The organism is Rhodococcus sp. NPDC127593 (assembly GCF_042671975.1).
GTDB lineage: Bacteria > Actinomycetota > Actinomycetes > Mycobacteriales > Mycobacteriaceae > Rhodococcus_F.
The window spans coordinates 38,996-65,694 of record NZ_JBHXWI010000015.1 but is presented as its reverse complement, the minus strand read 5'-3'; the positions used below and the strand labels follow the sequence as shown (position 1 = coordinate 65,694).

General features: G+C 65.5%; 22 protein-coding genes. 10 read left to right on the top strand and 12 right to left on the bottom strand.

Annotation, left to right across the window (positions count from 1 at the left end; translation table 11 throughout):
• Positions 1–32: 32 nt before the first annotated feature.
• From ACFVJ3_RS16195 to ACFVJ3_RS16170, 6 genes are all read right to left on the bottom strand, one after another.
• Positions 33–1,487 carry an NAD-dependent succinate-semialdehyde dehydrogenase gene (locus ACFVJ3_RS16195; protein WP_378452986.1) on the bottom strand — a complete coding sequence of 485 codons (1,455 nt, stop codon included), beginning with the start codon at positions 1,485–1,487 and terminating at the stop codon, positions 33–35.
• 80 nt (positions 1,488–1,567) lie between these two features.
• A complete protein-coding gene (locus tag ACFVJ3_RS16190; protein WP_378452985.1) occupies positions 1,568–2,821 on the bottom strand; it encodes an aspartate aminotransferase family protein in 1,254 nt (417 codons plus the stop codon).
• Positions 2,822–2,947: 126 nt separating this feature from the next.
• Entirely contained in the window at positions 2,948–4,141 is a 1,194-nt protein-coding gene (gene solA / locus ACFVJ3_RS16185) for an N-methyl-L-tryptophan oxidase (protein ID WP_378452984.1), read from the bottom strand.
• A 5-nt stretch (positions 4,142–4,146) separates the two neighbouring features.
• Entirely contained in the window at positions 4,147–4,914 is a 768-nt protein-coding gene (locus ACFVJ3_RS16180; protein ID WP_378452983.1) for an amino acid ABC transporter ATP-binding protein, read from the bottom strand.
• Positions 4,911–5,825 carry an amino acid ABC transporter permease gene (locus ACFVJ3_RS16175; RefSeq protein WP_378452982.1) on the bottom strand — a complete coding sequence of 305 codons (915 nt, stop codon included), beginning with the start codon at positions 5,823–5,825 and terminating at the stop codon, positions 4,911–4,913. The genes ACFVJ3_RS16180 and ACFVJ3_RS16175 overlap by 4 nt, the downstream gene beginning before the upstream one ends.
• 9 nt (positions 5,826–5,834) lie before the next feature.
• A complete protein-coding gene (locus tag ACFVJ3_RS16170; protein ID WP_072937548.1) occupies positions 5,835–6,752 on the bottom strand; it encodes an ABC transporter substrate-binding protein in 918 nt (305 codons plus the stop codon).
• Positions 6,753–7,146: 394 nt separating this feature from the next.
• Here ACFVJ3_RS16170 and ACFVJ3_RS16165 point away from each other — a divergent pair, with 394 nt between their 5' ends.
• From ACFVJ3_RS16165 to ACFVJ3_RS16130, 8 genes are all read left to right on the top strand, one after another.
• A complete protein-coding gene (locus ACFVJ3_RS16165; protein ID WP_378452981.1) occupies positions 7,147–7,821 on the top strand; it encodes a haloacid dehalogenase type II in 675 nt (224 codons plus the stop codon).
• A gap of 26 nt (positions 7,822–7,847) precedes the next feature.
• Complete coding sequence (locus ACFVJ3_RS16160; RefSeq protein ID WP_378452980.1) at positions 7,848–9,125, top strand: NAD(P)/FAD-dependent oxidoreductase; 1,278 nt, start codon at positions 7,848–7,850, stop codon at positions 9,123–9,125.
• Between the two features lie 17 nt (positions 9,126–9,142).
• Positions 9,143–10,681, top strand: a complete 1,539-nt coding sequence (locus ACFVJ3_RS16155; protein WP_378452979.1) for an aldehyde dehydrogenase family protein — start codon at positions 9,143–9,145, stop codon at positions 10,679–10,681.
• On the top strand, positions 10,678–11,772 hold the full coding sequence (locus ACFVJ3_RS16150) for a tartrate dehydrogenase (RefSeq protein ID WP_378452978.1): 1,095 nt from the start codon (positions 10,678–10,680) through the stop codon (positions 11,770–11,772). The genes ACFVJ3_RS16155 and ACFVJ3_RS16150 overlap by 4 nt, the downstream gene beginning before the upstream one ends.
• Positions 11,769–12,752 carry a D-2-hydroxyacid dehydrogenase gene (locus ACFVJ3_RS16145; protein WP_378452977.1) on the top strand — a complete coding sequence of 328 codons (984 nt, stop codon included), beginning with the start codon at positions 11,769–11,771 and terminating at the stop codon, positions 12,750–12,752. The genes ACFVJ3_RS16150 and ACFVJ3_RS16145 overlap by 4 nt, the downstream gene beginning before the upstream one ends.
• A 61-nt stretch (positions 12,753–12,813) precedes the next feature.
• The gene (gene aspA, locus ACFVJ3_RS16140) at positions 12,814–14,361 is read left to right on the top strand and encodes an aspartate ammonia-lyase (RefSeq protein ID WP_378452976.1); all 1,548 of its coding nucleotides are present in this window, start codon (positions 12,814–12,816) and stop codon (positions 14,359–14,361) included.
• Between the two features lie 270 nt (positions 14,362–14,631).
• Positions 14,632–15,069: a hypothetical protein gene (locus ACFVJ3_RS16135; RefSeq protein WP_378452975.1), complete on the top strand. Its 438-nt coding sequence runs from the start codon at positions 14,632–14,634 to the stop codon at positions 15,067–15,069.
• Positions 15,070–15,098: 29 nt separating this feature from the next.
• A complete protein-coding gene (locus ACFVJ3_RS16130; RefSeq protein ID WP_378452974.1) occupies positions 15,099–15,350 on the top strand; it encodes a hypothetical protein in 252 nt (83 codons plus the stop codon).
• Positions 15,351–15,622: 272 nt separating this feature from the next.
• Here ACFVJ3_RS16130 and ACFVJ3_RS16125 read toward each other — a convergent pair whose 3' ends face one another.
• Complete coding sequence (locus ACFVJ3_RS16125; RefSeq protein WP_378452973.1) at positions 15,623–19,081, bottom strand: protein kinase; 3,459 nt, start codon at positions 19,079–19,081, stop codon at positions 15,623–15,625.
• Positions 19,082–19,566: 485 nt separating this feature from the next.
• Here ACFVJ3_RS16125 and ACFVJ3_RS16120 point away from each other — a divergent pair, with 485 nt between their 5' ends.
• Complete coding sequence (locus ACFVJ3_RS16120) at positions 19,567–19,830, top strand: hypothetical protein (RefSeq protein WP_378452972.1); 264 nt, start codon at positions 19,567–19,569, stop codon at positions 19,828–19,830.
• Between the two features lie 111 nt (positions 19,831–19,941).
• Here the strand turns inward: ACFVJ3_RS16120 and ACFVJ3_RS16115 are convergent, their stop codons facing one another.
• Positions 19,942–20,109, bottom strand: a complete 168-nt coding sequence (locus tag ACFVJ3_RS16115) for a hypothetical protein (protein ID WP_378452971.1) — start codon at positions 20,107–20,109, stop codon at positions 19,942–19,944.
• Positions 20,110–20,425: 316 nt separating this feature from the next.
• Positions 20,426–22,750 (bottom strand): ATP-binding protein, encoded by a 2,325-nt coding sequence (locus ACFVJ3_RS16110; protein WP_378452970.1) that lies wholly within the window; start codon positions 22,748–22,750, stop codon positions 20,426–20,428.
• A gap of 236 nt (positions 22,751–22,986) precedes the next feature.
• Here ACFVJ3_RS16110 and ACFVJ3_RS16105 point away from each other — a divergent pair, with 236 nt between their 5' ends.
• Positions 22,987–23,469 (top strand): carboxymuconolactone decarboxylase family protein, encoded by a 483-nt coding sequence (locus ACFVJ3_RS16105; protein WP_378452969.1) that lies wholly within the window; start codon positions 22,987–22,989, stop codon positions 23,467–23,469.
• Positions 23,470–23,481: 12 nt separating this feature from the next.
• On the opposite strand, the gene ACFVJ3_RS16100 is transcribed toward ACFVJ3_RS16105, so the two are convergent.
• The 3 genes from ACFVJ3_RS16100 to ACFVJ3_RS16090 all read right to left on the bottom strand — a co-directional run bounded on the left by ACFVJ3_RS16100 (position 23,482) and on the right by ACFVJ3_RS16090 (position 26,685).
• Positions 23,482–24,375, bottom strand: coding sequence for a LysR substrate-binding domain-containing protein (locus ACFVJ3_RS16100; RefSeq protein WP_378452968.1), 894 nt, complete (start codon positions 24,373–24,375; stop codon positions 23,482–23,484).
• A 103-nt stretch (positions 24,376–24,478) separates the two neighbouring features.
• Positions 24,479–25,750: a glucarate dehydratase family protein gene (locus ACFVJ3_RS16095; RefSeq protein ID WP_378452967.1), complete on the bottom strand. Its 1,272-nt coding sequence runs from the start codon at positions 25,748–25,750 to the stop codon at positions 24,479–24,481.
• The gene (locus ACFVJ3_RS16090; RefSeq protein WP_378452966.1) at positions 25,750–26,685 is read right to left on the bottom strand and encodes a 5-dehydro-4-deoxyglucarate dehydratase; all 936 of its coding nucleotides are present in this window, start codon (positions 26,683–26,685) and stop codon (positions 25,750–25,752) included. Before ACFVJ3_RS16090 ends, ACFVJ3_RS16095 begins: the two co-directional genes overlap by 1 nt.
• Positions 26,686–26,699 lie beyond the last annotated feature (14 nt).

Sequence of the window (26,699 nt, the reverse complement as noted above, 5' to 3'; positions counted from 1 at the left end):
TTCCCTTATCTCATTCATTGGCGCAAAGCGATCTAACGTGCTATTGCGGTGTACTTGTACTCGAGGTATTCATCGATTCCGATCTTGCTGCCTTCGCGTCCCAGCCCGGACTGCTTGACACCGCCGAACGGTGCTACCGGATTCGACACGAGTCCCGTATTGAGGCCGACCATTCCCACTTCCAGCGCGGAGGAAAAGCGCATGGCCGTGTCGACGTTTTCGGTGAATACATATCCGACAAGCCCCCAGTCGGTGTCGTTTGCCAGGTGCACCGCTTCGTCCTCGCTGTCGAAGGGGGTGATCGCCGCGACCGGGCCGAAGATCTCGGTGGTCATCAGTTTCGCATCCAGGGGAACGTCCGTCAGGACAGTGGGAGTGTAGAAGTACCCCGGTCCCTGTGGGCGAGTGGCGCCGGTCAGGATGCGGGCGCCCTTGGCGAGGGCGTCGGCGACCAGGTCTTCGACCTTGTCCCGGCCGGCCTGTTCGATGAGGGGGCCGACCTCGGTTCCTTCCAGGGCGCCGTTGCCTACCTGTAGCTCGGCCATTCTCTTGGCGAATTTCTCGCCGAATTCCTCTGCCAGGGAACGGTGTACGAAGAAGCGGTTCGCGGCCGTGCAAGCCTCGCCCATGTTCCGCATCTTGGCGATCATGGCGCCGTCGACGGCGCGCTCGACGTCTGCGTCGGCCAGGACGATGAAGGGGGCGTTGCCTCCCAGCTCCATGGAGGAGCGCATGACGTTGTCCGCAGCGTGGCGCAGCAGGATCTTGCCGACCGCGGTGGACCCGGTGAAGCTGACCTTGCGCGCGATTCCGCTGCTCATCCACGGCTCCACGACGTCGGCGGCGTTGGAGGTCGTGACGACGTTGAGGACACCGTCGGGCAGGCCGGCCTGCTGGAAGATGTCGACCAGGGCGAGGGACGTCAGGGGTGTCAGTTCCGAGGGCTTGAATACCATCGTGCATCCGGCGGCAATCGCCGGGGCGATCTTGCGAATGCCCATGGTCAGCGGGAAGTTCCACGGCGTCACCAGCACACAGGTTCCCACCGGTTCTTTGGTGATCAGGATTCGGGTCTTGCCGTCGACCGAGGTGGTGTGGTCTCCGCCGATACGAGTGGCCTCCTCGGAGAACCAGCGAAGAAACTCGGCGCCATAGGCGACTTCGCCCTTGGCTTCGGCGAGAGGTTTGCCCATCTCGGCGGTGATGATGGCGGCGAGCCGGTCGGTGTTGGCATTGACCAGGTCGAAGGCGCGGCGCAGGATGTCCGCGCGTTCGCGAGGGGTGGAGGTGGCCCACGTCGCCTGTGCGCGTCCGGCTGCCGCGATGGCGTTGAGGGCGTCGTCGAGTCCGCCGTCGGCGACCTCGGCGATGACTTCGTGTGTTGCCGGGTTTTCCACGTTGAAGGTGGCGCCGCTAGTGGCCTGGCGCCATGCACCGTCGATGAACAGGCCCGTGTGGAGGGCGTTGGGGTCAAAGGAAGGAGTCATCTGACACTTTCGGTGGTCGAGGGGCGGAGTACCGCCGGGTGATCGGTGAGTTTCGGCGGGGCGGAGCCCGTGCGCGGTGTCTATGTGGTGGTTGCCTTCAGCGCCTGAGTGAATTTGTTTAGGCCGCTTTGGATTTCGTCGCTGGTGACATTGAGCGCCGGGATGATGCGGATGACGTTTCCGTATGGACCGCAGGTCAGCAGGAGAAGTTCTTCGGTGACGGCGGCCTGCTGCACGGCCAGGGCCAGCGCCGCGTCGGGGGCATTGTCGGCCGTGGTGAATTCGACGCCCTGCATCAGGCCGTGGCCGCGGATGTTCCCGATTCCGGCGAAGTCGGTTTGGAGGCTTTCCAGGCCCGCGCGCAGCTCCTCGCCCCGAAGGTGGGCGTTCCACACCAGGTTCTCGCGTTCGATGACGCCGAGCGTGGCGACACCGGCGGCGGCGGCGACGGCGTTGCCACCGTACGTGCCACCCTGGGAGCCCGGCCATGCCTTGGACATCAGCTCGGTGGAGGCGGCGATCGCGGAGATGGGGAAACCGCTGGCCAGGCCCTTCGCGGTGATGATGACGTCCGGCCGGATCCCGGCCCAGTCGTGTCCCCAGAACTTGCCGGTGCGCCCGACACCCGCCTGGACTTCATCGACGATGAACACGATGCCGTGCCGATCGGCGCGTTCGCGCAACCCCTGCAGGAAGGCGACAGGGGTGGGAATGTAGCCGCCGTCGCCGAGGACGGGTTCGATGATGAACCCGGCCGTATCGGCGGGGGTGCTGATGGTCTGCAGGAGGTGATCGAGTTCCTTCAGGGCGAAGGTGACCGCTGTTTCTTCATCCCAGCCGTATCGGTAGGTGTGGGGGAAGGGTGCGATGTGCACCCCGCCCATCAGTGGGGAGAAGCCGGAGCGGAATTTGGTGCCGGCGGTGGTCAGCGAGGCAGCACCCACCGTCCTTCCGTGGAAACCGCCGTGGAACGAGATGATGTTGGGTCGTCCGGTCGCCATACGTGCCAGACGGACCGAGGCCTCGACCGCTTCGGAGCCGGAGGTGGCGTAGAAGACGCTGTCGAGTCCCGCGGGCAGGAAGTCGCCGAGTTTCTCGGTGAGCTCGAGCAGCGGCTTGTGCATCACCGTCGTGTACTGGGCATGAACGATTTTGCCGACCTGTTCGCGGGCTGCGGCGACGACGTCCGGGTGGCAGTGCCCGGTGCTGGTCACACCGATTCCGGTGGTGAAGTCGAGGTACTTCTTGCCGTCGGTCGCGTACACCCAACTGCCGGCCGCGTAGTCGACGACGACAGGGGTGGCCTGCTTGAGGACGGGGCTGAGAGTTGCCATGGCTTGATACTTTCCTAAGGATTGTCAATTGTCAACAATTGGCAATTTGGGTTCGGGTATGGCGCGGATGCGTGGCGAGGCGGCGGCGGCCTCGCCACGCGGCGCGTGACTTACGTAGAGCCGCCTTTAGCTTGCGTGCTGACGGTCACCGGGCGCGTCGGTGGACGCGGGGTGGCCGTCGCGCGGGTGGCGTGGCCGGAACCGTTGGGGCCGAACGAAATCGAGCCCCTGGAAGGACCGTGTGCCCAGTGCTTCGGTGGCGGCGATCTCACCGAAGCCGGAGGCCATCTTGAAGCCGGCGCCGGAGAATCCGGTGGCGCAGTAGATTCTGCTGTTCTCCCGTAGGGGCCCGAGAAGGGAGTGTTTGTCCGCGGTGAAGAGGTCCGGGAAGGCGTCGGAGCGGACGATGTTGGGATAGAGGCCTGGCAGGAATTCGGTGACGGTCTCGGTGGTCTCGGCGATTTCGGCCGCCGTGAGGTCCCGGGGCACGGTATCGGCCTGTGGTGTAAAGGCCCCGCGACCGTCCAGGGTTGCCTTGACCGTCACCCCGTCGACGCTGGGGGCCCCGTACATGGAGCGCTCTCCGGAGATGCGGATGAAGATCGGGAACCTGTCCGGGGAGAATTCGGAGGCGTCCCGGGCCACGAACCAGGACAGGAAGATTCGCCGTGTTTCGGTGACCGCCTTCAGATAGTCGGGCATCAGGCGCCGGGACCAGCCGCCCGAGGAGACGATGACGCGCTCGAACTTCCAGGAATTGTTGCCGGCGGTGAGGACCACGCCGTCGTCGGCTTCCCGGATGTCGTGGATCGGGGTGTTGCTGAGGACTGTTGCCCCGTTCGCCTGTGCGGAGGCCACCGCAGCGGTGACCGCGCGGTCGGTCCGCAGGGCACCTGCATGGGGGTCGAACACCGCGTGGTCGTCCGGCCGGAGGTTGTGTTGTGGGTACCGCTCGGCCATCTGTTCGCGGCTCAAGATTTCGTGGTCGGCCCCGTTGATCCGGGTGGTTTCGAGCAGGTGCGGGAGGTAGGGGCCGTCTACCGTTCCGATCGACAATCCGCCGCAGCGCGTCAGGACATGCTGACCTGAGTCGGCCTCGAGCTCGGCCCAGAGGCGGCGGGAGCGTTCGAGGATGGGGTAGTAGCTGGGCGTTCCTCGATACAGCATGCGGAACAGGCGGGTGTCACCGCCGGCGGCGCTGCGGGCATGGCCCGGCGATTGTGCTTCGAATCCGACCACCGAGCCCGACGAGCGGGAAGCCTGCCACAATGCCATGCTTCCGATGCTGCCCAGGCCGATGACGGCTAGTTGTCCGTCCATCGTGGTCAGAGCACCCTTTCCAGGAAGGCCTGGGTCCGTCGTTCCTTCGGGTGGGCAAGGACCTCGCGGGCGTCACCGCGTTCGACGATGCAGCCTTCGTCCATGAACAGCAGGGAGTCCGCTACCTCCCGTGCGAAGCCCATCTCATGGGTGACCACGATCATGGTCATGCCTTTTTGTGCCAGGTCCTTCATGACGGCGAGGACTTCACCGACCTTTTCGGGGTCGAGGGCGCTGGTCGGCTCGTCGAACAGCATGATCTGCGGATCCATGGCCAACGCCCGCGCGATGGCTACGCGCTGTTGCTGTCCTCCGGACAGTTGCGCGGGAAAGTGGCCGCCGAACCCGCTCAGTCCGACGCTCGCCAGCAGTTGCTGCGCCTGCTCGGCTGCCTGCTGCTTGTCACCGTGCTTGACCAGCACGGGGCCGGCCATGATGTTGTCCCGGGCAGTCATGTTGGGAAACAGGTTGAACTGCTGGAAGACGATGCCAACCTTGGTGCGTTGTTCGGCGAGGCGTTTGCGGCTCAGGGCGTGGAATGCGGTGTCCGTTTCGTAGTAGCCGAAGTGCTCTCCGTTGACCTTCAACACCCCCAGATCGACCGTCTCGAGGCCGTTGACGCAGCGCAGCAAGGTCGATTTTCCGGATCCGCTGGGGCCGATGATGCAGCAGATCTCACCACTGGCGATGTCGAGATCGATGTTCTGCAGAACTGTCTTGGAGCCGAAGGATTTACGGATCCCACGGCCGTGAACCGTACCGTCGCAAGTCATCGTGCAATACCTTCCGGGTCTGTCAGCACAACCTTCTTCGCTTTCCGGGGAAGCCTGGAAGTCGAACGGGAGTATTTCTTCTCGAGCTGGGATTGCGGGTAGCTCAGAATGAGGGTCATCACCAGGTACCACAGGCTGGCGACGATCAGGAGTGGGATGGTCTCGTAGGTGCGCGCGTAGATCAGCTGTGCGCTTTGCAGCAGCTCGGCGACGCCCAGCACGCTGACGAGGGATGTCTCCTTGAACATTCCGATGACCTGGTTTCCGGTCGCCGGAATGATCGAGGGCATCGCCTGGGGAATGATGACCTTGCGCATCTTCATCGCGCTGCTCATTCCGAGAGAGTCGGCGGCCTCGATCTGCCCCTTGCCCACCGAGGAGAACCCTCCGCGGATGATCTCCGCCATGTACGCCGCCTGATTGAGCGTCAGGCCGACGACCGCGGCCGTGATCGGGGTGATCAGGGCATTGACGTCGATATCCGTGCCGCCGATGGACAGGTTCGGGTACAGCGCGGCGATGTTGAACCAGAAGATCAGCTGCACCAGCACCGGAGTGCCGCGGAAGAAGGTGATGTACACCCCTGCCGTTGCGGCAACCGGTTTGATGCTCGAGGACCGCATGATCGCCAGAATCAGCCCCAGCAGCGTTCCGAGGACCATGCTGGCGACCGTCAAGTAGATCGTCAGTACCAGCCCGCGCAGGATTGATTCATTGGTGAAGTATTTGGCGACCACATCCCACTGAAAGTTGGGATTGGTCGAGACGGAAACGGCGAGGCCCAGGGCGAGCAGAATACACACCGCCCAGGCCGCGTACTCGAACGTACTTCTCCGCCGGAGTCTCGGTTTGAGGGCGGGATCCATTCCGTTCATCGTCGGGTTACTTTCGTGGGAAGTCAGTTGCACCATGGTCTCTCCCTAGTTGAGCTTGGCGTCGGTGATGCTTCCGGCGGTGAGACCCCAGTTGGAGAGCGACTCTTGGTATTCGGGGCTGTTCAGGACGGATTGAACGGCCGCCTGCAGTGCGGGAGTCAGCGGTGATCCCTTCTTGAGGGCGACGGTGACGATGTGCTCCGAACGCGTGTCGACCTGGGGAGTGAGGACGGTGATCGCGTTGGGCTGCTGCGTTTGCGCCCACACCAGGGCGGGGGTGTCGTAGAAGACGCCGTCGACCCGCTTGGAGGACAGCTGGGTCAGCGCCTCCTGCACGTTGGGCAGGGTGATGCCGTTGATCGCGGGCTTTCCTTGGGAGACGCACGTCCATTCGGAGATGTTGGGCAGGTGCTTGAGCTGTGCGTTCGAGCCCTTCGTCACGGCAATGTTCTTGCCGCACAGATTGTCATTGCTCAGGCCCAGCGGATTTCCGGCGGCAACGGCCACGGACACCCCACCGTTGAAGTAGTCGATCATGTCCAGCACCTTGAGCCGGTCGGGCGTGGGGGACATGGAGGTGGCGGTGAAGTCGAATCGATCACCCTCGATGCCGGGAATGATGGTGTCGAAACTGGTGTTGACGAACTTCAGCCCGAGTCCGAGCTTCTTGGCCACCAGACGGGCCACATCCGGGTTGAGGCCGATCGGGGTGCTGCTGTCGTCGGCAAGGAAGGTGGTCGGCGGGTAGTGGAGGTCCATCGCCACCGTCAGTTCGCCCTTGTCCTTGTATGAGGCCGGCAACAGGGCGACCGCGGCGGGGTCCGCCTGCACACCCTCGGAGATATCGGCCGTATTCGACGTCGAGCCCGCGGCCCCGTCGCTGTCGGCGGTGCTGCACGCGCTCAGGGCCACCAGGAGGGCGACGCCGACCGCTGCGGCTTGGACTCTTGTTCTTGTCTTCATGGGTTTCCTTCGAATGATTTCAGCGGAGGAGGGTGCGCTGAACGGATCGCGGGTTCTCAGACTCCCGGCCGGGTGCGTATCCCGTCGCCGCAGGTCGCGGGGCGTGTGCGTGGGGGCATCTGCACTTCCGGATAGGACTCATCCAACCACTTCCACCCCAGATTGTCGACAGTTAACAGCGACGTTCTTCACAATCGATTCCGGCGGTGCAGTGCATCACACTACGCCGATAGCAAACTGTTGACAATTGACAATTCGGCGGCTTAGGGTCGTTCTAGCAGGCAGCGGAGTCCTGCGCACAGGCGGCGACGACCGCCCGCAACTCCGCCTTCACCCGGGGACGGCAGTGGTTCCCGAATTGGCCACTGCTTCCCCTTCACTGAAACGGATGACCATGGCAGACAAGACTTTCCGGCCGAAGTACGTCTCCTTCGACTGCTACGGCACGCTCATCAACTTCGACATCGATCCCACCACCCGCCGGCTGCTCGCGGGCCGTCTCCCTGAAGAGCAGTGGCCCGCGTTCAAAAAGGTATTCCGCGGGTACCGGTACGACGAGGTCTGCGGCGACTACAAGCCCTACGAGCAGATCCTTCAGGATTCCTTTGACCGGGTGTGCAAGCGGTGGGGCATTGGGCCGACAGAAGGCGCCGGCGCACAGTTCGCTGAGGCTGTACGCGGCTGGGTTGCCCACGAGGACGTGCCTGCTCCGCTCAAGCTCATGGGCGAGAACTACGAGCTGGTGATTCTGTCCAACGCAGACGACAGCTTCCTGGACATCAGCGTTCCGAAGCTCGGAGCCGACTTCCACGCCGTGTATACCGCCGAGCAGGCCCAGGCCTACAAGCCGCGCTACCAGGCGTTCGAGTACATGCTCGACACCCTGAACGCCGAGCCGGAGGACTTCCTCCACGTCTCCTCGCACACACGGTACGACATGATGCCAATGCACGACATGGGCTTCCGGAACCTGGCGTTGCTGGACCGTGGCTACGACCCCATCACCGCGGGCTACGACTACACCACCGTCGATTCGCTCGACGAGCTCAACAAACTCCTCGGTCTCTGATCCGCGGGTAAGGCGAAAGGTCAATCGTGAAACTCATCCCCTATTGGCTCGATACTGCTGAGCCGTCCGGCGATTACCGCCGGACGCCGGTACCCGACGAGGTCGATGTCGCCGTCATCGGCGCCGGATTCACCGGGCTCTCCGCGGCTGTCGAGTTCGCCAACCAAGGAGCGAGCGTTGCTGTCCTCGAACGGCATACGGTCGGTTGGGGCGCATCCGGCCGCAACGGCGGGATGGCGACCACGGGATTGGCGATCGGCTTCAACACCGCGGTGAAGCGGTACGGGGGTACCCGTGCCGTGGAAATGTTCCGGGAGTACAACGATGCCATCGACACCATCGAGAAATTGGTGCACAACTATGGCATCGACTGCGACTTCCAGCGGTTCGGAAAACTTTCGCTGGCCTTTCACCCCTCCCACTACGAGGGAATGCTGAAATCGCAGGAGCAGCTGGCCGCCCTGGCCGACTACGACGTCATCACCATCCCGAAGTCCGAAATTCACAGCGAAATCGGCTCCGATTTTTATCACGGGGCGATGCTCGATCCGCTGGGAGCAGGACTGCACGTCGGGAAGTTCGCGCACGGCCTGGCCGGGGCGGCCGTTGCCGCCGGCGCAGTCGTCTGTGAAAACGCCGCGGTCACTGAACTGCACAAGGTCTCGGGAACCGTGCACGATGTGCACACCACACGCGGGGTGGTGCGAGCGAAGCAGGTGCTGGTGGCCACCAGTGGCTACACCGGCGCCGTGACGTCGTGGCTGCAGCGGCGCGTGATTCCGGTAGGCAGTTTCATCATCGTCACCGAACCGCTGCCGGACGAGGTGATCGACCGCATCCTGCCGAACCGGCGTATGGCGTCGGACAGCAAGATGCTGACCTACTACTTCCGCATCACCCCGGACAACCGGCTGCTGTTCGGCGGCCGGGCCCGCTTCGCGCTCTCCAGCCCGGATTCGGATGTCAAGAGCGGCAAGATCCTTCGCCAGGCCATGATCGAGCTGTTCCCGTACCTGTCCAACGTCAAGGTGGACTACACCTGGGGTGGCCTGGTCGATCTGTCCATGGATCAGATGGTCCACGCCGGCATCCATGACGGTGTGTTCTATTCGCTCTGCTACAGCGGCCACGGTGTCCAGATGGCGGCGCACATGGGCAAGAAGATGGTCGCCTACATGGGCGGCGACAAGACCGCGAATGTCTGGGAAGGCCTGAAGAATCCCCCCGTTCCCGGGCATTTCGGGCCCCCGTGGTTTCTGCCGATCATCGGCGGCGCCGCGAAGATCATCGACCGCATCAAATAGGCAGGGTAGGCAACCTCATGCTCTCATCCACAATTGTCGTTGACGCGCGCCCGGAACCAGATGCCCGTCGGTCAGAGACCCCGGTTCTGCCCGGAGGTGCGTTCGTCGAAGGCCAATGGCAGTCCGCCGACCTGACGCTGGACGTGCGCGATCCCGAGGATGGGGCGCTGGTCGGCCGGGTGTGCACCTCGACGGCGCAGGATGTGCGGCGCGCGATCGCCCACATCCACCGTCACCTGCAGGTCGAGCCGTGGCCGCTGCGTTCGCGCCGGCAGGCGCTCGAGAAGGCGGCTCTGCTGCTGGGCGAGCAGTCCGCGCGGTTCGCCACCATCATTGCCGCCGAAAGCAGCAAGACCATCACCGAGGCGGAGCGTGAGGTCCGCCGCTGCATCGAGACCTTGCGGCTCTCCGCTGCCGCGTCGACCGAACTGTCCGGATCGACCCTGGACTTCGAGGACAGCCTCGCCTCCGGGCACAAGATCGGTTGGTACAGCCGGAAACCGGTGGGAATCGTCGCGGCCATCACACCGTTCAATGATCCCCTGAACCTGGTCGCGCACAAGCTGGGCCCGGCCCTGATCGCCGGCAACGGGGTGGTCCTCAAGCCCTCCGAGCGGACCCCGCTGAGCGGGCTGGCTCTGGTTCAGCTGCTGCTCGAGGCGGGGGTGCCGCCGGGCCGGATCGCGGCCGTCGTCAGCGGCCCGGGTGTGGCCGAGGCGCTGGTGACCGACGAGCTGATCGACCTGATCTCCTTCACCGGCGGACCCCGGACGGCCGAGCGGATCGCCGCCGCTGCCGGGGCCAAGAAGATCCTCTCCGAACTCGGCGGCAACAATGCCACGATCGTCTGCGCCGACGCCGACCCGGCCGCCGCGGCCGACGCGATCGTCGCCGGAGCCTTCGGGGTCGCCGGGCAGAACTGCCTGTCGGTTCAACGGGTGTACGTGCACACCTCGCTCTTCGAGCGGGTCCTCGAGGAGGTCACTCGCGGAACGCAGGCGCTGCGGACGGGGCCGAAATTCGACCGCCGCACCGACGTCGGTCCGCTCATTTCCGAGGACGAGGCCCGGCGCGTCGAGGAATGGGTGGACGAGGCCCTCGCCGCGGGGGCGTCGGTCCACGCGGGCGGGCAGCGGCGGGGCGCCTTCTACGAACCGACCGTCCTGACCGGTGTGCCGGCGCAGTGCCGGGTGCTCCGCGACGAGGTGTTCGGTCCGGTCGTGACCCTCATCCCGTTCGTCGAGGTCTCCGACGCCGTCCACGCGGCCAACGACTCCGAGTACGGACTCCAGGCAGGAATCTTCACACAGTCGATGGATCTGGCCTTGGCGATGGCCGAGAACCTGCACGTCGGCGCCGTGGTCATCAACGAGACCAGCGACCTCCGCATCGATTCGATGCCCTTCGGCGGCTTCAAGAAATCCGGCGTCGGCCGCGAAGGCGTGCGGTACGCCGTCCACGCGATGACCGAACCCAAGAACACCATTGTCAACCTCGGAGAATCGGGGGCACCCTGGCAACTGCTGGGCGGCCTGCCAGAGCGGACCACACCATGAGCACATACAAGATCGCGGTCATCGCCGGCGACGGCATCGGGAAAGAGGTGGTCCCGGCGGCCATCGCCTGCCTCGACCGGATCGCGGAGGTGCACTCACTCGACCTGGAGTTCACGTACTTCGACTGGGGGTCGGAATACTACCTCCAGCACGGCCGGATGATGCCCGTCGACGGCCTCGAGCAGCTCGCCGCGCACCACGCGATCTTCCTGGGAGCGGTGGGTTCCCCCCAGGTGTCGGACGCCGAATCACTGTGGGGCCTGCTGATTCCCATCCGCCGGGAGTTCCAGCAGTACATCAACCTCCGGCCGGTGAAGACCCTCGACGGTGTCACCTCACCGCTGGCGGCCAAGGACCCCATCGATCTGCTCATCGTCCGGGAAAACAACGAAGGAGAATATTCGGAGGTCGGCGGCCGAATGTACCGGGGCCTGCCACACGAGAGCGCGGTGCAGGAAACCATCTTCACCCGACTCGGGGTTACCCGGGTCACGCGCTTCGCCGCCGGTCTGGCAGCCTCCCGACGGGGCCACCTGACGTCGGCGACCAAGAGCAACGGCATCGTGCACACCATGCCGTTCTGGGACGAAGTCGTGGAGGAGACGGCCCGGCTCTACCCCGAGGTGAACCTGACCAGCGAGCTCGTGGACGCCCTGGCCGCACATCTGGTCCTGCGGCCCTGGACCTTCGACGTCATCGTCGCCTCCAACCTGTTCGGTGACATCCTCTCCGACCTCGGAAGCTCCGTCACCGGCTCCATCGGGTTGGCGCCCAGCGCCAATCTGAATCCGGAGGGCGACTTCCCGTCCCTGTTCGAACCGGTGCACGGGTCGGCCCCGGACATCGCAGGCAAAGGCCTGGCCAACCCGGTGGGACAGATCTGGTCGGGGGCGATGATGCTCGAACACCTCGGCCATCCCGAGGCCGCCGATCACCTGCAGGCCGCGTTCGAGTCGGCGCTGCGTGAGGGTTTCGGCACCCGCGATGTCGGCGGAACGTCGTCGACGGCCGAGTTCACGTCCGCGGTCCTGTCCGCCATCGATACCCTCGCCGCGAACCAGGCGGACCCCACGCCATCACCGGTGTCATGACCACGGCAGCGCAGCGCACCCGGCCGGTCGTCGCAGTCCTCTACCGGCAGGCCCTGCCGCCCCGGTTGGCGGAGATCGAGGAGATCGCCAACGTTCGGCTGACCACAGCCGACGGTCTCGCCGAGGCCCTCGACGGCGCGGACGTGCTGTACCAGTGGCACTCGTTCTCATCGGCGCTACGCGAGAATTGGGATGCCGCCAAGTCCGTGCAGTGGGTCCATGTCTCGGCTGCGGGGGTGAGTCAACTCCTGTTCGACGAACTGATTCGCAGCGACATCGTCTATACCAACTCCCGGGGCGTTCTGAGCAGGGCCATCGCAGAGTTCGCGCTCGGATTCGTCCTGGACATGGCCAAGGATGTGCAGGCCTCGTTCCGGCTGCAGCAGCAACACCGCTGGCGACACCGGGTTACCCGCAAGATTCAGGGGCAGTCCGCGCTGGTGGTCGGCACCGGCTCCATCGGCCGCGAAATCGCCCACCTCTTCCGTGCCGTGGGCATGGAGGTCAGCGGCGCCGGCCGCTCCCACCGGTCCGGTGACGACGATTTCCATCAGATTCACTCCTCGAAAGACCTGACCCGGATTGTCGGTGACTACGACTACCTCGTGCTGGCGGCCCCGCTGACCGCCGAGACCAGGGGTTTGGTCAGCGCCGACGTGCTCGCTGCGATGTCACCGACCGCGCGCCTGATCAACGTCGGGCGCGGGGAACTCGTCGACACCGAAGCCCTGACGGACGCAGTGGCGTCCGGCTCGATTGCCGGTGCCGCCCTCGACGTCGTGGATCCCGAACCTCTGCCCGACGGGCACACCCTGTGGGGCATGGACAACGTCATCATCACTCCGCACATGAGCGGCGACACCCAGGATTATCTAGATGATCTCGGCCAACTCTTCGTCGACAATTTGCGGCGGTTCTGCCACGGCGAACCACTGGAGAATGTCGTGGACAAGGCGCTCGGATTCGTGTCCGCTTCCTGACATCACACCACTTACCACACCCTCATTTCGTCCGAGACCACCATCGCGAGAACCGAGAGCCATGGCACAGATGACCGCACCGTCCCTGCTGGAAGCGAATGAAGGCAGGATCGAGACAGACTTCATGGGTGCCCGGGAAGTCCCGGCCGCCGCCTACTGGGGGATCCAGACGCTGCGCGCGGTAGAGAACTTCGCGATCACCGGTACGCAGATCTCCTCGTATCCACTGCTCGTCACGGCGCTCGCGCAGATCAAGCACGCCGCAGTACTGACCAACTTCGATCTGGGCCTAATCGACGAGGTGAAGAAGGACGCCATCGGGCAGGCCTGCCAGGACATCGAACAGGGCCGACTGCTGGATCAGTTCGTCGTCGATGTCATCCAGGGTGGCGCCGGCACCTCGACGAACATGAACGCCAACGAGGTCATCGCCAACCGTGCGCTGGAGATTCTCGGGTTCGACAAGGGCGAGTACTCCAGGATTCACCCCAACGGCGACGTGAACATGGGCCAGTCGACCAACGACGTCTATCCCACCGCGATTCGGATCGCAACCATCCAGGGCGCCCAACAGTTGTTGTCGGCGATGGGTCATCTTCGCCTGGCCCTGGCACGCAAGGCCGTCGAGTTCGACGATGTCGTGAAGGTCGGAAGGACCCAACTGCAGGACGCGGTGCCGATGACCCTCGGCCAGGAGTTCAGCACCTACGCGGTGATGGTCGACGAGGACGAACGCCGGATCCGCGAAGCGCTGGTGCACCTGCACGAGATCAACCTGGGCGCGACCGCCATCGGCACCGGCCTCAACACCCATCCCGACTACGCCGCCCAGGCATGCATCCACCTGCAGCGGATCACCGGGCTGCCGCTGGTGACGGCCGGCAACCTGGTCGAGGCAACCCAGGACTGCGGGGCCTTCGTGCTGTTCTCGGGGATGCTCAAACGAGTCGCGGTGAAGCTCTCGAAGATCTGCAACGACCTGCGGCTGCTGTCCTCCGGACCCAGGGCCGGCTTCGCCGAAATCAACCTCCCCCCACGACAGGCGGGATCGAGCATCATGCCCGGAAAGGTCAACCCGGTCATACCGGAAGTGGTCAACCAGGTGGCCTTCGAAGTCATCGGCTACGACCTCACCGTCACCATGGCGGCCGAGGCGGGACAGTTGCAGCTCAACGCCTTCGAACCGATCATCGCGCGCTCCTTGTTCGCCAGCCTGGCCTCGCTCACCGCGGCCTGCACCAGCCTGGCCGACCACTGCATCGACGGGATCACCGCGAACAAGGAATTCCTGCGCTCCCAGGTAGAATCCAGCATCGGAGTGGTGACCGTCCTCAACCCGCTGATCGGTTACGACGCAGCGACTTCCATCGCCCGTCAAGCGCTGGTCGACGGTCGCAGCGTCACCTCCCTGGTGCTCGAGCGCGGACTGCTCACCGCCGCCGAACTCGACGAGATCCTGCGCCCCGAGCGCCTGGCCAATCCTCTAGCCCGCGCCACGGAACCGCCGCCTACCGCGGTGGCCGTGCCGCGTCCTGACTCTCTGCCAGCCGAGCGAGAAGTGGCGCCACGCGCTGTGACTTCTACGCCGAACACCGAAGGACAGTATTGAACAGACTCACAATCATGCCACCCGAAACTGTTCAGGACCGGCATCGCTCCTGAAACGCACACGTGCCGGCGGGCGGGTGCCTACCCCCGCTCGCCGGCGCTCTTCACCCCGCGTCCCGATGACGGTTGCACAGCCAGCAACTCGCACGACTCCCAGCTCGGGACGTCCGCGGACACACCAGTCATGACAACCCTGCGGCCTGGCTAGTGAGCCGATCAACCTCGCCGGCCGGGCCTCGAACTCAAACCCGCACATCGAACAGAGAAGCCAATGGTTACATCCGACAAGGGGGCAGACCCGGGGGGAAGCCCGGATCAACCGGGCCAGACGGGACCGAACGGATTCGATCCGGTGGAGTCGGATATCCGGCGCTACCGTCGACGGCGCGAACGACGACAGGACGCAGAACGTCGTCGTTCGAAACAGCTCAGCAAACAGGCAAAAGAAGTAGAGGACATCCTCGCGTTCGCTCGGATGTGGGCGCCATTCGGTGGTGTCCCGGAGGACGAGACCTTCATCAAATTTGGCATGCACCCATGGCGGTTCATCGAAAGACTCTGGCACATTATCAGCGAGATACCATGTGACAGAGCTGAAATGGACCAACTGCTGCAGGCCTTCCCGCCGACTGCGGTGGCGGTGACAGGTCCTGACTCCGACGCTCCCACGACTTCTGACAGTCACTCGCTGCCGGGCGGCACGCCGTGATTCCCGCCGCCGAACACCGGAGAAAAGGCATGCAGGTCGCGCAGCCCTACACCAGCGATGACATCCTCGATTTCGCCATCCTCTGGGCACCGATCGGCGGACCGAGCGCGGACCAGATTCACGTGAAGTTCAGCCTCGCCGTGGAGGAATACCGTCGACGACTCTGCGACGTCGTGCAATCGCACCGCAGAACTCGAGCCGAGAAGGGCAGTAGGGCGTTACCGGACCGGGTGTATGCGGCGTCCGTCCTCGAGAGCTTGTTGAGCGAGTGCGCGACGTAGTACGACCTGTGGCGGCCCTTCCTGCAGGCACAGTGAACGGGCGGGTGCCTACCCGCGCCCCGCGCCTTCCATCCCGGGCTCTGACGCTGACCATCAAGACCTTGCCGAACCCGCCATCCGTCTCACATGGATCATGCCGTCGGTTGTCGGCTCATGACCCGGTCGAGCAGACGATCGATGTCCCCCGTGATGGCGACAGAGGAGGCGTCGTGGGGGGCGTGGGTCCTGCGATCATGGCCGCAAGATCGAGCAGCTCGTCGGCACGACCGAGATCAGATCGTGTGTACTACCTCGGCCCGGACCAACCTGGCGAGGAAGTCCGCGGGCACTTCCTGCCACTCGGGCCGCCAGTGCCCGTTCCGCTGGTCCTCATGCAGGCCCCTGAGTGTGGCCGCCACGTATGGTCCGCCGTCGAGGAGGTAGCGGAACGATTCGAGGTGGGCGCACTGGGCGGCAATGGTCGCCAGCACCGTCTTGGCCTCGTCGGTTCGTTCGGCCGCGGCCAGGCAGGCAACCAACAGCCGCCTTGCCCGCAGCAGAGCCTGCGGCCGGTGCCGTTCGGCCAGCCAGTCGACCCATTTCTGAGCCCACCGACAGGCGAGGTCCACTTTTTCCGGATCCTGCTCGACGAGCAGCGTCCGGATCGCGGACGCCTCCTCGTGCTGGACGGTGATCTCGTCGATCGCATCGATCGGACGTCGGCGAGTGTCATAGGACACCACCGGCAACACGCCGAAATCCGGGTGGGCCGGAAGACCCAACCGGATCCGCTCGTTCTCGGCCAGTGCACGCAGACGCGTCAGCGACAACGTCTGCGCGATTTCCGCACCCTCGTGAAGCCGGCGGATCGCGGTCTCCCGGTCACCCAGCAGCGCCTTGACGCGGGCCCCGGACACGTATCGTGCGATCTTGAAATCGACCGGTCCGCCTTCGGGCCCGAGCTTGTACCCCTCGTCCAGGAGCCGTTCGGCTTCGTCGAGCTCCCCGCGGTCGTAGAGCGACTCGCCGAGCAGCGAACTCGCCAGGCGGGCGGTGTATGAGTGACTTCCACCGGACTGTTTGGCCAGCTTCAAGGCCTTGCGGAAGCATTCCTCTGTCGTTCGAGGGTCGAGCAGCAGTCGGTTCGCCAGGCCGGTGAAGCACAGCCCGTGAATGGGGTTGAACGAATCCCGGCCGCGTTCGAAATAGATCGATGCCCAGGCCTGCAGGCGGCTGACCTCGTCGAGGTCGCACCGGTAGGCGGCGGCGAAGGTGGCCAGGTTGGCCGCCTTGCCGATCACGAAGGGGCGGACGGTGTCTGCTCGAGCCAGGCACGGCGCAATGTGTTCGTCGATGCCCTCGAGGTGGTCGGCGCGCAGCGCCATGAGGGCTCGTACGACGTCCGCCTCGGCGCGGACGTCGGCGATCTCATCTGTACTGAGACCGGCTTCTTCCACTGTGGATTCCACCAGTGCCAGCGCCTGGCCGGTGGCTTCGGCGCGGTGCAGCAAGATGTTCGCCCAGGCCAGGGCGAGTTGCAGGCGCGGATGGGTCTGCACGATCGTCGGCGGCAGTTTGCCGACCCAGCCGATCAGTGTCGACATCTGTGAATGCGCGAACATGTAGAGTCCGTCGTTCTCAATGATCTCGACCGCCCGCTGCTCGTCGCCGGCGGCGAGCGCATGATCGATTGCGTCACTGACCAATCGATGCTCGGCGAACCACCCCGAGGCGATGCGATGCAGCCCTGCCACCCGATCCGGCTGATCCCGCTTCAACCGGTTCCGGAGGAACTCGGTGAACAGGTGGTGGTAGCCGAACCACTGATCGTCGATGCGGTTCAGGAACAGATCGTGTTCTTCGACCTCCTCGAGCATCTCCAGTCCATGCGACACCCCGGACAGCGCGGCGGCAAGATCGCCGCAAATTCGGTCGGGAATCGAGGTGGCCATCAGGAAGTCGAGCATCGACGGTTCCAGTGTGTCGAGCACGTTCTCGGCGAGAAACTCACTGATCGCGTGGTGGCCACCGGTCATGGAACTGATCAACTGGGACGGGTCGTCGCAACCCCGTAACGACAATGACGCGAGTTGCAGCGCCGCCACCCAGCCGTCGGTGGACGTCGTGAGGTCCTCGACATCACTGAGATCGAGGGGTAACCCGCGCAACCCGACCAGGAAATGCTCCGACTCGTCGACGTCGAAACGCATTGCGGTGGAATCAATCTCGACGAGTTCGTCCTGCATCCGCATGCGACTCATCTGCAACCCGCTCTGACTGCGACTGGTGACCACGACCTTCAGCGTGGGGCACATATTGTCCAATAGATAGCGCAGCGCCTTGATCGTCGCCTTCGCGCTGATCACATGCCAGTCGTCGATCACCAGAGTCAGCGGTTCGCCGCTCTGGTGGATCTCGTTGATCAGCGAGGTGAGCACGTAGCGCTCGGACTCGTCCCCACGCTCCTCGAGCACGTCGTTCAGTTCGGTGGCCAGCGTGGCGTTGACGGCTCGAATGGCTTCGATCAGATGGGACAGGAACCAGACGAGGTTGTTGTCGTCGTTGTCGACGGTCAGCCACGCGACGGTGACGCCTTCGGCAGTCAGCACTTCGCACCACTGCGCGGCGAGGGTGCTCTTGCCAAATCCGGTGGGCCCGTGGATCACGGTCAACTTCCGGGACCGCCCGGCGCGCAGCGTTTCGATCAACCGGTCCCGTCGCACCAGGGCCCGGGCCGGCGAGGGCGGGCGGAATCTGGTGGCCGGGGCCGGCGGGGTCAGCGACCGTGCCGGGTAGTGGCGCCGCAGCGACCCGGTGGTGGGCCCGGAGACACTGTGCCCTTCCGGGGCCGGAAGCGGAACCGGTATGTCGTCGACCGCAATGCCGTGCCGGCGCTGTACCGCGCGCAGCAGTTCACCTAACTCGGCCGCCGTCGCAGGCCGGTCGCACGGGTCGCGGGACATCGCTTGCTCGATCACTTCGCCGACGTCGGCCGGCAGGCCCGAATCGTGCAGGTCCGGCATCGGATGCTTGGTGATCCGAAGGAACTGGACGACCGCCTGCTCGCCCTTGCGGCGCTCATAGAGCGCATGCCCGGTACCGGCGCAGAACAGAGTCGCCGCCAGGCTGTACACGTCAGAGGTCGCGGCGGATGGTTGGCCCTGCAGAATCTCGGGGGCGGTGTAGGCAGGGGACCCTGTGATCGCCCCGCTGGTGGTTTCGAAGCCGCCGCTGATCCGGGCGATGCCGAAGTCGGTGAGCTGCGGCTCGCCGTACTCGGTGAGCAGAATGTTCGCGGGCTTGACGTCGCGGTGCAGGGTCCCGCGCTGGTGCGCGGTCTCCAAAGCACCGGCCATCTTCACACCCACATGCAGGACCTCCCGCCAGTCGATGGGGCCGCTGTTCTGGATCTTGGCGTCCAGGGAACCGTGCGGGTGATACTGCATCACGATGTACGGCCGCCCGCCCGCGGTCGCGCCGACCTGAAAGATGCTCACGATGTGCGGATGTCCGGACAGTTTCCCCATCGCGACTTGCTCACGGACGAATCGCGCGAGATTGTCCGGATCGAGGTCCGCGGTCAGGACCTTCACCGCCACTGTTCGATCCAGCGCGCGCTGCACACAGCGGTACACGACGCCGAATCCGCCACGTCCGATCTCCTGCGGACGTTCAAACCCTGCGGCTATCAGCTCCGCCGGTATACCGGCGTTTAGATCGCGCTGTGTCGATAGCGGGTCGCCGTGAACCATCCGGTCGCCTCGGTACACATATCGGGGCACGGCTGCCCGCCGTGGCCATGATCCGAGCATAGTCCGAACGAATGCACGTCGGGCCGGACACCGTCTCGGCCTCGCGCCGCACCGGCCGCCTTCGGATCGACCAGACCAGGCAGGACGGCAATTCCCTGCCGGTCACCGTCAGCCGCGGCACAGGCCTGCACGCCAATGCCGAGACCATCGAATCCAACTCATTACCGCGATCCGTCCTGTGTTTCGATGCTTCATGCCCTCGGCGGTAGTCCCACCCCGACTCCGTCGAGCAGTTCGTCGACGCACACATTGATGGAGACACAGGTGACCCGCCGCGTTCGCGGCGTTACTCGAGCAGGGTCGCTGATAGCGGCACCAGCAGCACATCAGTCGAAGTCGGGCGCATTGTGTCGTGGTCGGCCCGGTGAGGAGATCGGTCAGGTACTGGTCGGTGTTGCTTGGTTCCGTGCGACGACGGGGCCGGTGTGCTGGTGCAGTGTGGTGAGTTCGTCGTGCTGGGCGGCCAGGCCCGACAGTGCCCGCGTGCGGAAGGCTTTGAGATCGTCGATTTCTGCTTGCCGCGCGGCCAGTCGTGCCCGCAGCTAGGTGACTTCGGTTTTCAGCCGGTCGATCTGGGCCAGGCGGGGGTCGGGCTGCCGCCCGGCGGCGCGGGCGATGCCGCGTTGCTCCTCGAATTCGGCGCGCAGGTGCGGGTAGGTGCGGTAGAAGGTGGCCCGCGGGACGCCTGAGAGCTGGCAGGCTTTTGACGTCGCATTTGAGCCCGTCGGGAACGGAACCGTCGAGCAGTTGCCGCATCGCGGCGCGGATCCGGTCCTCGGCCGACGCGGTGAGGGTATCGGTCATGGTTCGGTGTCCTCAGCGGCCGTCTGGGCGGTGTCGATCTCGGTGATCACGCGTGCGGCACGATGATAGGCGGTTTGGGCGCGGGCGCGCTCGGGTCGCGCCTGCCGGGGATTGCCCAGAAAGGTCGGTCTCCACGACGAATGGATGCAGCCGAGATCGATCATCGGGTCGGTGGGATCCCAGTGGGCCCGCACCCGTTGGCCGCGCCCGGTCGGGCTGATCCGGTGGGCCGGGATACCGGCGGCGCGGCGGTGTTCGATCGCGCGGCGCAGCCGGTCGACCTCGCCGAGGAAGTATCAGACATTACGTCAACAGTTGAGAGCCTCACCACAGCGCGCCTGACCAGGAACTACGCGTACTTCGTTGGATTTTCGGTGATTACCTCCGGAACCCCAACAACCGGGTCCGCTCACGTTACGTATGGAAGGGAACCCTAACGGACTGTGCCAGAACCTATTCCGTGAATTCTGCGCCGGGCGATCAGGACTGCTCGCCCTGTCTGCGCTCGATGATCCATGCCGCGATCTGGGTACGGGAGGTGAACCCCAGTTTGGCGAGGATGTGCTCGACGTGCCCCTGGGAGGTGCGATGGGAAATGACGAGTTTTTCGGCGATTGCCCTGTTGGTCAGGCCCTCGGCGACAAGTTCGGCTACCTGCCGTTCCCGCCGCGTGAGAGTCGTCGATCCCGGCCCGACCGAGGTAACGGTCGTGCCCTTCTCGTCGAGTGCGTACGCGGCAGCGTCCTCGAACCTCATCCCGAGGCCGTGCCCGAACTCGGTCTCGAACGCTCGGTCACCGATCGTCCCGCGGGCCTTCTCCTCGCACCGGTCGTGACGAACGAGCAGGTTCGGGTAGATGGTGCTCGGGCTGCAGCCGGCCTGGGCGAGGGCCTCGGCGGCACCCATCAGCGTGGCCGCGCGCCGAGGGACTCCCTCATCCAACGCGACCCACGACAGGACCTCGATGCACCCCGCGGCGTTGGTGCGGTCGTCCACCGCCCGGGCGAGCTGCAGTCCCTGCGAGAGTAAATCTTTCGCACGGGGTTGCTCGCCGCGCCGCCACGCCCCCATCCCCGCACCCCACAGCGCCCATCCCCGGTACATGGACTCGTCTCGCGGCTCGGTCAGTGCAAGCATCTCCCGCTGACACTCCTCGCTCCGTGCCCAGTCTCCGTCCGCGTCACTGGCCGCCGCGAGTCCGAGCAGGGACCAGATCTTGTACAGCACGTTGCCGTCCTCGCGGAAGACCACGAGCGAGGATTCGAAGTGCTCACAGGCAGCCCGGGCATCCCGGGTAATCAGTGCGTGATGGCCGGCGGCATCGTCCATCAGCGCCGCGGCTGTCCGATCGCCGAGCTGCGCCGCCAGGGCGCCTCCGCGCTGAACATAGACCGCCGACGCCTCCGGGTCGCCGTGCAGCCCGGACAGCACACTGAGCACGTACAACGCCATGATCTGCTCCACACCGGGTTCGCCGCCCCGAACCGCCAGAAGCTGCGCGAGCCATCGCATCCCCTCGCGTAGCTTGCCCCGCACCCGCCAGTACGGATACAGAGCCGCCGCCATGCGAATCCCGGCGTTCGCCTCATTCTGCCCGGTCAAGCAGAACTGCAGAGCCGCAACGATGTTGGGCTGCTCGGCGTCCAGACGCGCGACCCAGGACACCTGCCGCGAACTCACCCAGTCCGACTCCACCCGCAGCACCAGGCGTGCGTACCAGTCCCTGTGCCGCCGCAACAACGATGCGAACTCGCCGGTTTCCTGCAACCGTTGCGTACCGTAGTCACGCAGCGTCTCGAGCATCCGGTACCGCGCCGCGCCGCCCGTCTCCTCCCTGAGCACGATCGATTTGTCGATCAGCGACGCCACCACGTCCACAACCTGGTCCGACGTCATGCCGCCCGAACAAATGCCTTCCACCGCGTCGAGCTCGAAACCGCCCGCGAAGACCGTCAGCCGTCCCCACAGCTCCCGCTCCGCCCAGGTGCACAACTCATAGCTCCAGTCGATACTCCCCAGGAGAGTCTGCTGCCGGGACGGCGCCCCGCGACTGCCCGTCGTCAGCAAGGTGAAGCGGTCGGTCAACCGTTGCAGGATCTGCTCCACCGACATCACCCGCAGACGCACCGCCGCCAATTCGATCGCAAGCGGCAAACCGTCCAGACGACGGCAGATCGCCGCGACCAGGCCCTCATTGCTCTCGGTGATCTCGAAACCCGGGACCGCGGCCTCCGCGCGTTCGGCGAACAGGTTCATAGCCTCGTAATGGCCGAGCCCACCGCTGACCACCGACCGCTGGTCCGGTTCCGGCAGCGTCAGCGGCGGCACCCGCAGCACGGCTTCTCCCCCGATCCCGAGCGATTCCCGGCTGGTCGCGAGAATCCGCACGTCCGGACAGCTGCGAAGAAGGCTTTCCGCAAGGCCTGCGACCGGTCCGACGAGATGCTCGCAATTATCCAGCACGAGCAGCAGCTTCCGCGCCGTCAGATACTCGACGAGCTGCCTCTCCGGTGACCCCGGGCCCTCACGCAGGTTCAATACCGACAACACCACATCGACAACCGCGCTTGGGTCATACAGTTCACCCAACCCGACCAACCACACACCGTCGTCGAACGCGCGAGACGAATCGGCGGCGACCCGCAGTGCGAGCCTGGTCTTTCCTACACCCCCGACACCAGTCAACGTCACGAGCCGCGACACGGAAAGCAGACGGCGAACCTCAGCGATCTCATGGCGACGGCCGACGAAACTTGTCAGTTCGAAGGGAAGGTTCCCCACGTTCGCCTTGCCACCGGAAGGCATGAAACCGTCACTTTCATCTCGCACACCCTTGCCGACCACGGTACCGCCGCCGCAGCGGCATTCAGCCGTAAATGCGTGGCACGGCGGGGCGGTCGAGGAACGCACTCTTCCCCGTGATCCGCCAAGCATGCGCCGCCCGCGAAAACATCGTCCGCACACTACGGGCGTAACCATCGACGATATAGAACACGTGTCAGATCTATCGCCCGCGATACCTACCGCTGTAGCATTCGGGGATGAGTCGAGTAGGTAGCTACAGTGACGATGACGTGGCAGGTTGGCTGGCGATCTCACCCGAGCTGGGTGGTGCACTCGGGGCTTTCACAGACGCCGTGTACAACCGGAACCGGTTACCGTTACGGGTCCGGGAGATCGCGCGGATGGCGGTCGCGGAGGCCAATGAGTGCGCCGTGTGCCTCGGCACCCGCGACAGGAGTGGAGCCGATGCGGGGATCGACGAGCACTTCTACGATCACGTTCTCGAGTGGGAGTCGTGGCCCGGGTACAGCGCCGAGGAGCGGACGGCGGCGGAGTTCGCCCACCGGTTCGCCACCGATCACACGGCGCTTCGCGACGACGAGGACTTCTGGGCGCGGTGTCACGAGCATTTCACCGACGAGATCCTGACGGACCTGGCGCTGTCGTGCGCGTTGTGGCTGGGGACGGGCCGGGTGCTGCGGGTGCTCGACATCGGTCAGACGTGCAAGCTCACGCTCTGAGCGCTCCGGTTCTCATTCCCATTCCCGCTGTGGGAGGACGTCCTCCATGAACCTGCGCAGCGCGGGGTTCCGGTTGTCCGTCCGCCAGGCGGCGTTCATCTGGACGGGCCGGTCGCGGACGGCGGAGATGGGCCGGAATACGACCCCCTCCGGGTGCATCGTCTGCGCGGACTCGGGGACGAGGGCCATGCCCAGCCCGGAACGGACGAGCACCAGCATGGTGTGCACCTGCGTGACGTACTGGACGTAGCGCGGCGAGGCACCGACGATCGTGAACGTGCTGATCAGCAGTTCGTGGAAGTACCGCGCATCGACGGGCGAATACATGACGACGGGCTGATCGTCGAAATCCTCCACCGCGAGCTGCTCTGCGTCGGCGAGGGGGTGACCGGCGGGCAGCGCGGCGACGAGCCGCTCGTGGTGGATGGAGCGGGTGTCGATGCCGGGGCGGGTGAGGATGGGGCGGATCAGCCCGAGGTCCAGTTCACCGCTGATCAACGACTCGATCTGCACGGAGGTGACCATCTCCCGCAGAACGACTTTCACGTCCGGGAGTCTGTCGCGTGCGGCCTCGAGCAACCTCGGTAGCACCGCGTGCGCGGACGCACCGGTGAACCCGACGACGACGGTGCCGAGGTCACCGGCCGGTACGCGCCGCACCGTCAGGGCGGCACTCTCCGACAGGCTCAGAATGCGCCGGGCGTCGGGCAGAAACGCGGTACCGGCTGCGGTGAGGGTGACGGATCGGCTGGTGCGGTCGATCAGCTGCACGCCGAGTTCGCTTTCGAGCTGCTGGATCTGACGGCTCAGCGGCGGCTGCGTCATGTGCAGGCGCTCGGCGGCGCGACCGAAATGCAGTTCCTCCGCGACGGCGATGAAACACGACAGCCGTGCGAGGGAGAACATTCGATCCACTCCTTTGCCTCGAGGTGGGCCCGAGCCCGAAGCTCAATCTAGCCCACCCGGAAGACGCCGACCGAGACCGCGGTCGGCGCCTTCCGTGAGACAGCTACCAGCGAGGGCAGGTGTTCTCGAACGTCGGGTCCACCGACTTCATGTATCCGGTGTCGTCGCGGTCGCGCACCCCGCAGTCGAGGTACTGCTGGTGCAGGGCGGCGAGAGCGTCCTCGTCGATCTCGACACCGAGCCCCGGAGTCGTCGGCACCGGGACCGCGCCGTCGACGAACTTCAGCACCCCGGGCTTGACGACGTCCTCGGTCTTCCACGGCCAGTGCGTGTCACACGCGTACGTGAGGTTCGGTGTGGCGCCGGCGAGGTGCACCATCGCGGCCAGGCTGATGCCCAGGTGCGAGTTGGAGTGCATCGACAGGCCCAGACCGAAGTTGTCGCAGACACCGGCGAGCAGCCGCGACCGCTGCAGGCCACCCCAGTAGTGGTGATCCGACAGCACGACCTGGACCGAATCCTTCAGGACCGCGGGCTTGAGCTGATCGAACGCGACGACGCACATGTTCGTGGCGAGGGGCATCTTCGCCTCACGCGCGACCTCGGACATGCCGTCGAGGCCCGGCGTCGGGTCCTCGAGGTATTCGACGATGCCGTCGAGTTCCGACGCGACCCTGATCGACGTGTCGACGGTCCACGCCGCATTGGGATCGAGGCGCAGCGGCAGGTCGGGGAACGCGGCCCGCAGCGCCTTGATGCCGGCGATCTCCTCGTCCGGCGAGAACACGCCGCCCTTGACCTTGATGGCCTCGAAGCCGTATTCGCCGATCATCTTCTGAGCCTGACGGACCAGACCGTCGGGGTCGATCGCCTCGCCCCATTCGTCGGGCTCGGCGCCGGGGTGGCCGGCCCACTTGTAGAACAGGTAGGCGCTGAACGGAACGGCGTCGCGCACCTTGCCGCCGAGCAGATCGGACACCGGCCGGCCGAGGGCCTTGCCCTGCACGTCGAGGCACGCCACCTCGAACGGAGAGAACACACGGTCGGTGGTGCTGGCTGTGGTGATCATGCCCGCGACGCCGTCACCGCCCGTGACGGTCAGGGTGGCGATCTTCTGGTCGATCGCCGCGCGGATCGCGTTGAGCGCGAACACATCCAGCCCGACGATCGCCTCGGCGGCCGCTTCGAGCCGGATGAGGTGGGCTGTGTCGGCGTAGGTTTCGCCGAGGCCGACGAGACCGCCGTCCGTGTCGAGCTGAATGATCGCACGCAGCGCGTAGGGCTGGTGCACGCCGACGGTGTTGAGGAGCGGCGGGTCGACGAACGCGACGGGCGTGATCCGTGCGCCGGTGATCCGGATGGGTGCGGCAGTCATCAGACCGCCGCCTGCACGGCGAGGGCGTCGGCGAGAACGGCGCGGCCGGCTGCGATGATCTGCGCGAGTTCCCGCACGTGGGCCGCGCTCGTCGGGACGAGCGGCGGCCGCACCGACCCGGCGTCGATTCCTTCCATCGCGACTCCCGACTTGATCAGCGACACCGCGTATCCGGGCACCTGGTCACGCAGGCGCACCAGGGGGTGGAAGAAGTCGCGGAGCAGTGCGTCGGTGAGCTCCTCGTTTCCGGATTCGAGTGCCTCGTAGAACCCGAGAGCGAGCTCGGGCGCGAACGCGAACGTCGCGGACGAGTACAGCGTGACGCCGATCGCGCGGTACGCCTGCTGGGTGACCTCGGCGGTAGGCATGCCGTTGAAGAACAGGAACGGCTTGCCGGACGGGGCGAGCGCGTCCTTCACCGCGCGGACGATGCGACCCACCTTGTCGAGATCACCGGTGCCGTCCTTGAACCCGACCACGGTCGGGAACTGCGCCACCTCCACGGCGGCCGCCTCGTCGAACCGGGCGTTGCCGCGGTTGTAGACGACGAGCGGGAGGTCGGTGGTGTCGGCGACCGCGCGGGTGTACTCCACCAGTCCGGCCTGCGGCATCGTCACCAGGTACGGCGGGAGCAGCAGGATGCCGTCGGCGCCGTTGGCCTTCGCGCTGGCGGCGAACTCCTTGGCCTGCTGCACCGAGCCGCCGGCCCCGGCGAACACCGGGACGCGTCCGGCGACGACCTCGGTGGCCTTGGCGACGATCTTGCCGAACTCCTCCAGCCCGAGGGCGTGGAATTCGCCGGTGCCACAGGCGATGAAGACACCGCCGGGGCCTGCGTCGACACCCTTGGCGACGTGCTCGGCGAGCCGGTCGTAGTCGACGTCGCCGGATGCGGTGAACGGGGTGACGGGGAAGAACAGGACGCCGTCGAGCATGGGGAACTCCTTCA